Source organism: Alcaligenes sp. 13f (assembly GCF_020496585.1).
In the GTDB taxonomy this organism is placed as follows: Bacteria; Pseudomonadota; Gammaproteobacteria; order Burkholderiales; family Burkholderiaceae_B; genus Alcaligenes; species Alcaligenes phenolicus.
On the sequence record NZ_JAHKKC010000001.1, the window covers coordinates 184,924 to 197,140 of the forward strand.

Annotated in this window: 8 protein-coding genes; 7 read left to right on the forward strand and 1 reads right to left on the reverse strand. The window is 57.0% G+C overall.

Annotated features, from left to right (window positions below):
• Nucleotides 1-152 precede the first annotated feature (152 nt).
• Complete coding sequence (locus KOE80_RS00850) at nt 153-410, reverse strand: hypothetical protein (protein WP_009461132.1); 258 nt, start codon at nt 408-410, stop codon at nt 153-155.
• A gap of 102 nt (nt 411-512) precedes the next feature.
• Between KOE80_RS00850 and apbC the strand changes: the two genes are divergently transcribed.
• The 7 genes from apbC (at nt 513) to gcvH (ending at nt 12,189) form a co-directional block, all read left to right on the forward strand.
• The gene (gene apbC, locus KOE80_RS00855; RefSeq protein WP_226348122.1) at nt 513-1,598 is read left to right on the forward strand and encodes an iron-sulfur cluster carrier protein ApbC; all 1,086 of its coding nucleotides are present in this window, start codon (nt 513-515) and stop codon (nt 1,596-1,598) included.
• A gap of 6 nt (nt 1,599-1,604) precedes the next feature.
• Nucleotides 1,605-3,383 (forward strand): autotransporter assembly complex protein TamA, encoded by a 1,779-nt coding sequence (locus KOE80_RS00860; protein ID WP_226348123.1) that lies wholly within the window; start codon nt 1,605-1,607, stop codon nt 3,381-3,383.
• Nucleotides 3,383-7,519, forward strand: a complete 4,137-nt coding sequence (locus KOE80_RS00865) for a translocation/assembly module TamB domain-containing protein (RefSeq protein ID WP_226348124.1) — start codon at nt 3,383-3,385, stop codon at nt 7,517-7,519. The genes KOE80_RS00860 and KOE80_RS00865 overlap by 1 nt, the downstream gene beginning before the upstream one ends.
• 126 nt (nt 7,520-7,645) lie before the next feature.
• A complete protein-coding gene (gene dcd, locus KOE80_RS00870; protein ID WP_009461128.1) occupies nt 7,646-8,209 on the forward strand; it encodes a dCTP deaminase in 564 nt (187 codons plus the stop codon).
• 9 nt (nt 8,210-8,218) lie between these two features.
• Complete coding sequence (locus KOE80_RS00875; protein ID WP_226348125.1) at nt 8,219-10,492, forward strand: arginine/lysine/ornithine decarboxylase; 2,274 nt, start codon at nt 8,219-8,221, stop codon at nt 10,490-10,492.
• Between the two features lie 6 nt (nt 10,493-10,498).
• Complete coding sequence (locus KOE80_RS00880) at nt 10,499-11,728, forward strand: NAD(P)/FAD-dependent oxidoreductase (RefSeq protein WP_226348126.1); 1,230 nt, start codon at nt 10,499-10,501, stop codon at nt 11,726-11,728.
• An 86-nt stretch (nt 11,729-11,814) separates the two neighbouring features.
• On the forward strand, nt 11,815-12,189 hold the full coding sequence (gene gcvH, locus KOE80_RS00885) for a glycine cleavage system protein GcvH (RefSeq protein ID WP_021446974.1): 375 nt from the start codon (nt 11,815-11,817) through the stop codon (nt 12,187-12,189).
• Nucleotides 12,190-12,217 lie beyond the last annotated feature (28 nt).

Consider the following 12,217-nt stretch of genomic DNA (forward strand, 5'->3'; position numbering starts at 1 on the left):
AGACCGAGGAATGTCCACGGGCAAAGTGCTGATCGGCAATTGCGAATGATACAAATGCACACACCCTGAGCCTTTGACGACTCAGGGTGTTCGGGGGCAGTGCCTAATCAGCGTTGCTGCTCGTCAAAGGCTTGGCGAACAGTCAAGAACTGTTAAGGAATCTCGCGCATCTCGATGTCGGTGACATCACGCGAACGTGGTGTGGTCGACTGTTTGCTGGCAGCGGCAGGGCGGCGGCGCTGGTCCCAGTAGGCTTTAACGCCGAAAGGACGGCCACTAATACGCGCCACAATGTATAAAATGCCGATCGCAATAGCGGTAGAAACCATGAAGATAAACGCCATGATTGCACCGAAAATTGTCAGCAAGACAAAGAGGGCTGTGCGGATAATCTGGTTAAATGTGTTCATAGGGTTAGTATGACATCATAAGTGTAAAAAAATTCCTCTTGAACCGCTAATTTTCTGGTTTAAAGGTATGGTGATGTTTCTTTATATCAAGGTTTTGGATAAATGACAGTGAGTTCCGAGCGCGTGTTGCAAGCCCTGGCGAGTGTGACCGATCCCAACACGTTAAAGAAGTTATCGGTCGATGCGGGTCGATGCGAGCTGAGCATTGACCAGAACCAGGTTGAGCTGACTTTGCACCTGCCCTATACGGCTTATGACATTCAGGGACAGCTGCGCGAACGTATCGAGCAAGCCTTGGCAGGCGTGGGTGCCACCCTGTCCAAGCTGCATTTGAATCCCCGCATTGGCGTGCATGCTGTGCAGGAAGGGTTGCGACCCATGCCCAATATCCGCAACATTATTGCGGTGTCCTCGGGCAAAGGCGGTGTGGGTAAAAGTACAACGTCGGTGAACCTGGCTTTGGCCTTGCATATGCAAGGTGCGCGTGTTGGTTTGCTGGATGCGGATATTTATGGCCCTAGCGTGCCCACCATGCTGGGCCTGCACGAGCGCCCGCGCAGTGCAGACGGCAAGATGATGGAGCCGCTGATCGGTCACGGTCTGCAAGCCAACTCGATTGGTTTTCTGCTGGACGAAGACGCTCCTGCGATCTGGCGTGGCCCGATGGCTACCCAGGCGCTGACACAGCTGCTTACACAAACGCGTTGGGACAATCTGGACTATCTGATCATCGACATGCCTCCGGGCACGGGTGATATCGCGTTGACCTTGTCGCAAAAAGTGCCATTGACCGGTGCCGTTATTGTGACCACGCCTCAGGATCTGGCCCTGATCGACGCCAAGCGCGGCTTGAACATGTTCCAGAAGGTGAATGTGCCTGTCCTGGGTATTGTGGAAAACATGTCGGTCCATATCTGCTCGAACTGTGGTCATGCTGACCCGGTCTTCGGTCAGCATGGTGGTCGCGATATGGCCAGCCAGTTCAACGTGCCTTGGCTGGGTGCCTTGCCGTTGGCAATGAGCATTCGGGCTCAGACCGATTCCGGTACCCCAACCGTGATTGCCAGCGCGGACAGCCCCGAGGCTCGCCTCTATCACGAGATTGCCAATCGCGTTTCGGCTAACTTGTCGCAACTTCCTCCAGACACGTCGGGGCAGCGCCCCAAGGTTGTTCCTCGTCCTCTTTGAGTACGTATGCGCAAATCCGGCTTTTGCCTGTTGTTCTCGATAGTCCTGAGCCCTGCAGTTTGGGCTCAGTCTTCTGTTCCCGATGTCATTATTGATCCGGGGGGCGTGCCTCCCCAGGCGCTGAAGGAGATTCAGCGCGCGGTCAGCGCAATCACGCGTCTGGCTGAAGATCAGGACTTGGGGGAGGTGACGCGTCTGCGTCGCCGTGCCCACGATGCGACTGTTTCAGCCTTGCAAACGCAGGGCTATTTTGATTCAGTCGTCACGCTGGAGGTGGGTGAAGACTCCAATGGCGAGTACTGGGACATCATCATCCGTCCGGGCGAAATCACGCGGGTGCGCGACATTGATCTGGACTTCAAGGGCAAGATTCAGGAGCCGGAATACCAGGTGCGTCTGGAAGGCATCAAGGCCAGCTTCCCCTTGAAGAAAGAGGATCCTTTCCTGAACTCGGTCTGGGCCTCGGCCAAGGCGGATTTGCTGGAAAGCGTACAACGTCAGGACTTTTACTACGCTCGTTATATAGACACGCGGGCGACGGTACTGGCTGATGAGGGGGTGGCCGACCTGTCCCTGAAAGTGGATAGTGGGCCACGGGTGCGCATGGGGCCTCTGGAAACCACCGGCCTGAAGCGTGTTCCCCAGTCACTGGTGGATCGCTACGTGCGCTATACCCCTGGTGATCCTTACGATCAGGACAAGCTGGACGAGTGGCAGCAATCCTTGGCGGCCACTACGTTTTTCCGGGGTGCCTTTGTCACGCTCGACGAAGGGGACGGCAAAAAGAAAGAGCTTTCTGACGGGGATGTGGAGCTGCCCGTGCGGGTGCGGGTCACAGAGGCACCGGCCCGGCAGTTCACCGGCTCTTTGGGCTTTGATAGCGATCACGGTGTTCGAGCTGAAGCCCTTTACCGTAAAAACATTGTGTTTGGACTGCCGATCTGGTCCGAGGCCGGTATCGGCGTGGACAAAAAGCGCCAACGTGCTTTTTATGACATTCACTTGCCACCCACACTTAGCGGCTACAAGAACAGTTTTGGGGTGTTGTACGATCGCTCCGACATTGAAGGCCTGGACACCGAACGTGCTGCCTTGGGTTGGAAGCTGCGCCAGGAACGGCAGGCTGCTGGCAATAGCCGGGTGGAGTACGAAACCGAATGGGGTGTGCTGGGTGCCTGGGACAAGACCAAGATTTCTGGTTTGCCCACCCGTGAAACACCTTCCGCGATTGCAACCTGGCAATGGCTGCGTCGGGACGTGGACAAGAAGTACGATCCGCGTGAAGGTAATCTGATCGATTTTGGTGTGGGCGCGGGTATCACCTTGGACAAGGGCGAAACCTTTTACCGCAGCAATCTGCGATTGCAACAGTGGTGGCCTATCGGGGATCGGGATGTCCTGTCCCTGCGCGGTGAAGTCGGCAAGGTTTGGCGCATGACAGACCGGACACCGCCAGACTTCGGCTATCGGACCGGGGGTGCGCGCAGCATCCGTGGTTACAAATATCAAAGCATTGGCTTGCGTGCCAATGATGCCGTTGTAGGCGCGCCTGCCATGGCAGTGGCCAGTGTGGAATACACCCACTTTTTTACCAGCATGTATGGCATGCGCGCCTTTGTGGATGTGGGTGATGCTGCATCCAGTTTTGGTGATATGGACCTGGCCTGGGGGTACGGTTTGGGCGCAGTTGTGCGCACACCGGCCGGGCCTTTCAACCTTGATCTGGCGTACGGTCAGCGAGACAAGCGTGTACGTCTGAGCTTCTCTTTGGGAATCGCATTTTAATGGCCTGGGTTCGGCGCTGGTTCCGATATTTTGCTTTGTGGGGCATTCCCTTTGTGGTGATTGCCCTGCTGCTTGTGTGCGGCTTTGTGTATTGGGTGCTGGCCAGTCAGGCCGGGACCCGTTGGGCGCTGCGCACGGCCCTGCCGTATGCGCAGGGTAGTGCACAAGGCGTGCGCGGAACAATCTGGGACGGTCTGAGTATCGACCACTTGGTCCTGAGCTTGCCGGATACCCATGTCGATATCGAGCGTTTGCGCTTGCAGGCCAACTGGAAAGAGTTGTGGGAGCGCCGTTTGCATGTGGTGGAATTAAGCGCCCATAAAGTGGATGTGGCCTTGACCTCCTCGGACGAGCCCAAATCTGACGAACCCTTCAAGATGCCTGAGCTGCCCATCAGTATTGCCGTGGACAAGCTGGCCTTGGGCCAGTTCTTGCTCACGCAAGATGGCACTCCCTTGCCGGTAGCCATTGCGGATTTGTCCTCGGCCCTGGCTGTGGATTCCGACAGCGCACAACTGCGCCTTTACGATTTGATGGTGGCCAATGAGTCCATCCGCGCTGGTTTTCAGGGCGAAGTGGAGCTGGCCGGTCTGGAAGCGCCTTATCCGGCGCGAGCCGATATACAAATCATCGCCCGTGGCTTGACGGCGGATTCGCCCATTTGCGCGAAGCAGTATTTGCCGGCTTATGCAGAGCAATCGAAGTCCGGCAAACCTGCCGCGAAGGTAGTAGTGGATCAGTCTAAACAAACAGCCGCTGCTGAAACGGTCAAGTCCAGTGCCAAGGCTGCTGCAGCTCCCGCTGCTGCGCAAGCGGACAAGCAGACTGCAGATAAAGCAGCAGAAAAATCATCAGAAAAAACGTCGGAAAAGGCAGCAGAGCAAAGTGTCGAACCTGCAAAGAGTGCGACAACACAGCAAGGTCAATCTGAGGCCAACGCACCGAGTCATGAAACTCCTGCCAGCCAGCCAGCCGACCAGCCTGTAGATGCCCAGAGTGTCGCCGGAGTCATCAGCTCCGAACCTGGGGGCAGTGCAGGTCTTGTTGATGAGGAACGTATTCAGGAGCCGGTTGCTGTTCCTGAGCCCGAGCCTTTGCCTGATTGTGTGGTCAACGCTCAAATCACCTTGAATGGCTCTCTGCAACAAGCCACCTTGCTGCTCAAGGGGCATGGTCAGGGCTATAGCTTGGATGCCAGTGCAGACTTGAGCCCGCTGGATACCGTGCCAGTGCGCCAGGCCAAACTGGCCGTGAAGCTGCCGGACGAGTCCTCGCTGGACGCAGACTTTGCCTGGGATGCCACTCAGGAAGGTGTGCATGTCCAGGATCATTTCAAAGGTCAGTTCAGCAGCGACAAGCTGGACTTGCATGCATTGCTAGGCGATGTGTTGCCTGATGCTCTGATCAATAGCCAGGGCAAGTTTGATGTGGTGCTGGCCGATAAGGAGCAAATACTCTCTGCGGACGTTGATGTTCAACTGCTGCAAGGCAGCCGCTGGAACAAGCAGTCGGCAATAGGGCAGATCAAGGCAAAAGCCTCTGCACCGGCACAACCGGGCGCGCCTGACTGGTGGCGTCAGCTGAGCTTGAGCGATGTCCTGACTGATTTGAAAGTCGGCGACAACCAGGTGCTCTTGAAGGGCGATCTGGGCATAAGCGGCACGGCGGCGCTGGATTTGCAAGTCAATATGCCCAAAGCAGAGCAGTTGTGGCCCGGCCTGGAGTTGGGCAAGGCATCAGCACAAGGCCAACTGCGAGGTGACGTGTCGCGTCACACCTTGCAGCTAAAAGGCCAATATGATTTGGGCGGAAAAGAAAGTGGGCAATTGGGCCAGGGTAGCGCGCAAGCTGATCTGGCTTTGGAAGGCGGCTGGCATTTCGCCGATCAGGGCAAGGCAGCTTACTGGGATGGCAAGCTAAGCCGCTTGCAGGCCGACCACGCAGGTTTGGCTGTGCGTTTGCAGTCGGCCATGCCGCTGCGATTTACCGATGCACTGCGTGCACCAGAGCCTGCGCAGCAAGAATCCCTTGCCAAGACAGATGCGACGTCCGCCGACCAGCCAGAACCAGAGTCCACGGCGGCTCCGGCCTTGGTGAATGATGATGCCAAGCCCGCTGAGGTGGAGCAGGGTGCGGCAGTCAATACGGCAGATGGAAGCGGCGTCACAACATCCGACAAAGCGGCAACTGTCGAGGGTGACGTTGCCGCGGCGCGTGCTGCCCCACCGCCACTGGAACCCTGGTCGGTACGCGTGGGCGCGGCTACCTTGAGCACCACCGTCGATGGTGAGCCCTGGATCAATCTGCGCCATCAGGAATCCACGTATCAGCCAGGACAGTGGACCAGCCGGGGTGAATTGCTGGATCTGGTTTTGTCCGAGCCTCGCATCGCGCGTCTGTTGCGCAAGGTCGGGGTGCAGGAGAACCCGGAGAAAGCCAAAGGGGGCGGGGTCAAGATTGCCAAGCACAAGAAAACCCAGCCACCTGAAATTGATATCAAGGCCCGTTGGGATTTGATGTTCAATGGGGCCTTGGCCGGGCAGGTGCGAGTGGATCGGGTTGCCGGTGATGTGCAGGTTTTTGCCGATCCCCCGATGTCCTTGGGTCTGGAAGACCTGAGCGTCGTTATCAATGCCAACCCCACTTCGGCCACCAGCAGCCGCGTGGATGCGCAGCTGGATGTGCGCACCAAGGAAATGGGCTATGTCACGGCCAAGGCGCAGACTCCCATTCATGGCCTGGCAATCAACGAAAATGATCCCAAGTCTGTCAGCATCAAAGCCAATATCGACGACCTGGGCTGGACGCGCTTGTTCCTGGGCGATGCCATGGAACTGGGCGGGCGCCTGAACGCGGATGTGGATATCAATATAGGCGCGAAATGGGCCTGGACCAGCCGTGGTACGGTCACCGGCCGCGAGTTGCGCTTTACCCGCCTGGACGACGGTATCCGTCTGATCGACGGGCAACTGGATGCCAGTTTTGACGGCGATATTTTCCGTCTGGATTCGCTGACTTTCCCGGCCCGCCCACGAGTCGAGCCACAAGAGTGGCGTACGGCCACCTGGTTGAAGGAAAGCCCGGATGCCAAGGACGGCAAGCTGACGGTTTCCGGACAATGGAACCTGAGCACACAGCAAGGGGCGTTTGGCGTCGATATTTTCCGCTTCCCGATTTTGCAGCGTTCGGATCGCTACGCCATGATGTCCGGCAATATCAATCTGGACATGGAATTGCCGCGCATTGCCATTACCGGCAAGGTGGTAGCTGACGCGGGCTGGTTCAACCTGGACATGCTCGGTGGCATTCCTACTGTTGATAGTGACGTGGTGATTGTGCGGGCAGGGGACGAGCCAGCCTCCGAGCCCTCCCAGGCCGCAACCGACATGAGCATGGAAATTGATGTGGACCTGGGGCCGCGCTTTTACCTGACGGGCTACGGCGTGAACTCCGGTCTGGTGGGCAGTTTGCGGGTCACCATGATTGGCGGCAAGCTGACTGGCATGGGAGCCTTGCGTACTCGTGGGGGCCGCATTGAACTGTATGGCCAGAAGCTCTTGCTCAAGCGCGGAACCGTGACCTTCCAGGGCGATATCACATCCCCTATCCTGGACATTGAGGCTGTGCGTACCGGTCAGGCTGTGGAAGCAGGTGTTAAGGTAGCCGGTACGGCACGCAAGCCCCGCATCGATCTGGTGTCCTATCCTGAAGTCAGCGAAGTTGAAAAATTATCCTGGCTATTGCTGGGTCACGGGCCGGATGATTCGGGTGGCGACATGGCCTTGCTGCTTAGCGTGGGTACGTCCTTCCTGGGCGATGGCGAGCCCTTCTACCGCAAGTTCGGGATTGATGAAGTGGCCATGCGCTCGGGCGACCTGGGCAGTGCCGGTAGCATTTTGCCGGTGGAAAGTGTGGTCAAATCCCTGAACAGCGGCACCAGTAATGAAGAGCGCAAGTTCATTGCCATTACCAAAGCCTTGACGGCGGATATCTCGGTCAGCCTGGAGCAGGCCATGGCCGATACCGGCACCGTAGGCCGGGCCAGTTACCGACTGGCTCGTGGTTTGACCGCCGAGCTGAGCGCCGGAACCGTCAATGGTCTGGCCCTGATTTATCGCTGGTTCTCTCCGGAGTAAGACAGCGCAGTTTGACGCAGTGCAGGCCGTTTTGTGGCGCAAATGACATATTTGCGCCACAACTGGCTTGTGTGTGTATCTAAACGATAAAATAACCGGTTACTGATTTAAGGCGGCTAATTTCTTATGAGTATCAAAAGCGACCGTTGGATTCGGCGGGCTGCTGCCCAAGGCATGATCGAGCCTTTCGAGCCAGGCCAAGTGCGCAATGTAGACGGACAACGTATCGTCAGCTACGGCACCAGCAGCTATGGCTACGATGTGCGTTGTGCCAACGAATTCAAGATTTTCACCAACATCAACTCGACCATCGTGGACCCCAAGGCTTTCGATGAAAAATCCTTTGTGGATTTCGTCGGTGATGTGTGCATTATTCCGCCCAATTCTTTCGCGCTGGCCCGCACGGTTGAGTACTTCCGTATTCCTCGCAGTGTGTTGACCATGTGTCTGGGCAAGAGCACCTATGCCCGTTGCGGCATTATTGTGAACGTAACTCCGCTGGAACCCGAATGGGAAGGCCACGTTACCCTGGAGTTTTCCAATACCACCCCGCTGCCAGCCAAGATTTACGCCGGTGAAGGGTGCGCACAGATGCTGTTCTTTGAAAGCGATGAAGTGTGCGAAGTGTCGTACCGCGACCGCGGCGGCAAATATCAAGGTCAGCTAGGCGTTACCCTGCCTCGTACCTAGGAGTTCTGGATGAAGTTTCGTTTTCCTATCGTCATCATCGACGAAGACTACCGTTCCGAAAATACGTCGGGCCTGGGCATTCGAGCCCTGGCCTCGGCGATAGAGGCCGAAGGCGTAGAGGTTCTAGGGGTCACCAGCTATGGTGACCTCAGTTCTTTTGCGCAACAGCAAAGCCGCGCGAGCGCCTTCATTTTGTCGATTGATGATGAGGAATTCGATGTGGATTCCCCGGAGGATGTCGCCAATGCGATCAAGAACCTGCGCTCCTTTATTGGCGAGCTGCGGTTCCGCAATGAGGACATCCCCATCTACCTGTACGGCGAGACACGCACTTCGCAGCATATCCCCAACGATATTCTGCGCGAGCTGCATGGCTTCATTCACATGTTCGAGGACACGCCCGAGTTCGTGGCGCGCCACATCATCCGTGAAGCACGCTCCTACCTGGAAAGCCTGGCACCGCCGTTTTTCCGCGAGCTGGTCAAATACGCGTCCGACGGTTCTTACTCCTGGCACTGTCCGGGGCACTCGGGTGGCGTCGCCTTCCTGAAAAGCCCGGTTGGCCAGATGTTTCACCAGTTTTTCGGTGAAAACATGCTGCGTGCCGACGTCTGTAATGCGGTCGACGAGCTGGGTCAGTTGCTGGACCACACCGGCCCGGTAGCCGATGCCGAGCGCAACGCCGCCCGCATCTTCCATGCCGACCACTGCTTTTTCGTGACTAACGGCACGTCCACGTCCAACAAGATCGTCTGGCACGCCAATGTGGCCAATAACGACGTGGTGGTAGTGGACCGTAACTGCCACAAGTCGATCCTGCACGCCATTACCATGACGGGCGCTATCCCAGTGTTCCTGCGCCCCACGCGCAACCACCTTGGCATTATTGGTCCCATTCCACAAGACGAGTTCCTGCCGGAAAACATTGCGCGCAAGATCGAGGCCAATCCCTTTGCCAGCAAGGCCAAGAACAAGAAGCCCCGTATTCTGACGCTGACGCAAAGTACGTACGATGGCGTGATCTATAACGTGGAAATGATCAAGGAAACTCTGGATTCCAAGATCCCTACGCTGCATTTTGATGAGGCCTGGCTGCCGCATGCTGCATTTCACGACTTCTATCACGACATGCATGCCATTGGCGCGGACCGTCCACGCACCAAAGACACCATGATCTACGCCACGCACTCCACGCATAAAATGCTGGCTGGCTTGTCGCAGGCGTCCCAGATTACGGTGCAGGATGCGGAGAACCGCCCCTTGGACCGCAACGTGTTCAATGAAGCCTACCTGATGCACACCAGCACCAGCCCGCAGTACGCGATTATTGCGTCCTGTGATGTGGCGGCGGCCATGATGGAGCCGCCCGGCGGTACCGCCCTGGTCGAGGAAAGCATTTGCGAGGCCATGGACTTCCGTCGCGCCATGCGCAAGGTATCCAAGGAATATGGCGAGAACGACTGGTGGTTCAAGGTCTGGGGCCCGGACAATCTGCCTGAAGAAGGCATAGGCGAGCGCGACGACTGGATTCTGCGCTCCGATGCGGAGTGGCACGGCTTTGGCAAGTTGTCGACCAACTTCAACATGCTGGACCCGGTCAAAGCCACGGTAGTGACTCCTGGCCTGGATATTTCCGGCACCTTTGCTGAACAGGGTATTCCTGCCGCTCTGGTCTCCAAGTATCTGGCCGAGCACGGCGTGGTAGTCGAGAAAACCGGCCTGTACTCCTTCTTTATTCTGTTCACTATTGGCATCACCAAGGGCCGTTGGAATACCTTGTTGACCGCCTTGCAGCAGTTCAAGGACGATTACGACCGCAATCAGCCCATGTGGCGCATTTTGCCGGACTTCTGCAAGATTCAGCCTACCTACGAGCGCATGGGTTTGCGTGACCTGTGTCAGCAGATTCACCAGGCCTATCGCAAGTATGATCTGGCCCGTCTGACGACCGAGGTGTACCTGAGCGACATGGTTCCCGCTTTGAAGCCTTCGGATGCCTATGCCAAGATGGCGCATGGCGATATCGAGCGCGTGGGTATTGACGAGCTGGAGGGTCGAGTGACAGGTGTCTTGCTGACGCCTTACCCTCCAGGCATCCCTTTGCTGATTCCTGGCGAACGCTTTAACTCGCGCATTGTGGAGTACCTGCAATTTGCGCGCGAGTTCAATGCCCGCTTCCCTGGCTTTGAGACCTATGTGCATGGACTGGCGCAGGATATCGGCCCCGATGGACTGCCGCGCTACTACGTAGATTGCGTGCTTGAGTCTGAAACCAACGAGTAAACCCGCGTGATCCCTTTTTTTGATGTTGCCGTCATCGGCGCAGGTGCGGCCGGTATGATGGCTGCCAGTATCGCAGGCCAGCGCGGCCTGCGAGTGGTACTGATTGATCACGCTGAAAAGCTGGCCGAGAAAATCCGTATTTCCGGTGGAGGGCGCTGCAACTTCACCAACACGGGCACCACGCCAGAGAATTTTCTGTCCAAGAACCCGCATTTTTGCCGCTCGGCCTTGGCGGGCTATACCCCCCAGGATTTTCTGGAACTGGTGCGAGAGTACCGCATCGGTTTTCATGAAAAGCACAAAGGCCAGTTGTTCTGTGATGACTCCAGCGAGTCCATCATCCAGATGCTGCGCCAGGAGTGTTTGAAAGGGCAGGTGTCCTGGCGCATGCCCTGTTCGGTGCAGTCCATTGGCCGTACCGAGGAAGGCTTTGTGCTGCGCACCAGTCAGGGGGATTTGAATGCCTTGCAGGTGGTGATTGCCACGGGTGGCATGGCGATTCCGCAGCTGGGTTCCACGGACTATGCCTTGCGCGTGGCACGTCACTTCGGCTTGAAAGTGATCGAACCGCATCCGGCGTTAGTGCCTTTGACCTTTGATGGTCGGGATTGGAAGCCATTTTCTGCCTTGAGCGGAATGGCTCTGGAAGTGGAAGTCAGCACAGGGCAGGGCAAGCAACGCCAGGCCTTTTTGGAAGATCTGCTGTTCACGCACCGTGGCTTGTCCGGGCCGGGCATCTTGCAGATTTCCAGCTACTGGCAGTCGGGCGAGACCATTAGTGTGGACCTGGCTCCTGGTCAGGACATTGCGCAGCAATTATTGGATCTGAAAGCGGGTAATCGCCAGCAATTGGTCACGGTCTTGTCGACTTTGTGGCCGCGCCGTCTGGTCGAACAATGGCTGGATACCTCGGACTTGTTGCCCAAAGGCGTGGGGCAGCAACGTCTGGCCGATCTGCCGGATCGTGTATTGCGTACGGTCGGACAGGTGATTAATGGCTGGGAGTTGAAACCTAGTGGCACCGCAGGCTATAAAAAGGCGGAAGTGATGAGCGGCGGCGTGGATACGCGCGAGCTCAATCAGAAGAGCATGGAAGCACGTAAAGTACCTGGTCTGTACTTCATCGGTGAAGCGGTCGATGTCACCGGTTGGCTGGGCGGGTATAACTTCCAATGGGCCTGGGCGTCGGCAGCAGCGTGTGCACGTGCCTTGAAGACACAGGCAGAGCAAGGTTAAGTATGCGAGCGGGAAGGGCAGTGGGCATGGTCTGCTGCCGTTTCTGAAATCATCGGGATTGTTGGCTGGTCAGTCAGGGAGGCGATATGCAGCTGCCAGGAGATAGAAAGTACGTAGTAAGCCACGAGTGGGCCAAAGATGAAGACGGTGTTGTGCTGGTTGGCATTACCGACTTTGCTCAAGATCAGTTGGGCGACCTGGTGTTTGTGGGTGACTTCACCCCAGGTACACGTCTTGCTGCGGGTGCCACCGCAGGCGTGGTGGAGTCGGTGAAGGCCGCCTCCGACATTTACGCACCAGTGGCGGGTGAGCTGGTGGAGTTCAACCAGGCTTTGTCCGATGCGCCCCATCTGATCAATGAAGCTCCGTTTGATACCTGGATTTTCAAGCTCAAGGCTGACAATCCAGCTGATCTGCAAGGTTTGCTGGATGGCCCTGCTTATGCAGCGGTGGCTGAGTAAGCTCAGATATTGAGTTAGCAGGAATACG

Coding starts and splice junctions, on each gene's coding strand:
- KOE80_RS00850 (WP_009461132.1), bottom strand. CDS start 410: ATGAACACATTTAACCAGATTATCCGCACAGCCCTCTTTGTCTTGCTG.
- apbC (WP_226348122.1), top strand. CDS start 513: ATGACAGTGAGTTCCGAGCGCGTGTTGCAAGCCCTGGCGAGTGTGACC.
- KOE80_RS00860 (WP_226348123.1), top strand. CDS start 1,605: ATGCGCAAATCCGGCTTTTGCCTGTTGTTCTCGATAGTCCTGAGCCCT.
- KOE80_RS00865 (WP_226348124.1), top strand. CDS start 3,383: ATGGCCTGGGTTCGGCGCTGGTTCCGATATTTTGCTTTGTGGGGCATT.
- dcd (WP_009461128.1), top strand. CDS start 7,646: ATGAGTATCAAAAGCGACCGTTGGATTCGGCGGGCTGCTGCCCAAGGC.
- KOE80_RS00875 (WP_226348125.1), top strand. CDS start 8,219: ATGAAGTTTCGTTTTCCTATCGTCATCATCGACGAAGACTACCGTTCC.
- gcvH (WP_021446974.1), top strand. CDS start 11,815: ATGCAGCTGCCAGGAGATAGAAAGTACGTAGTAAGCCACGAGTGGGCC.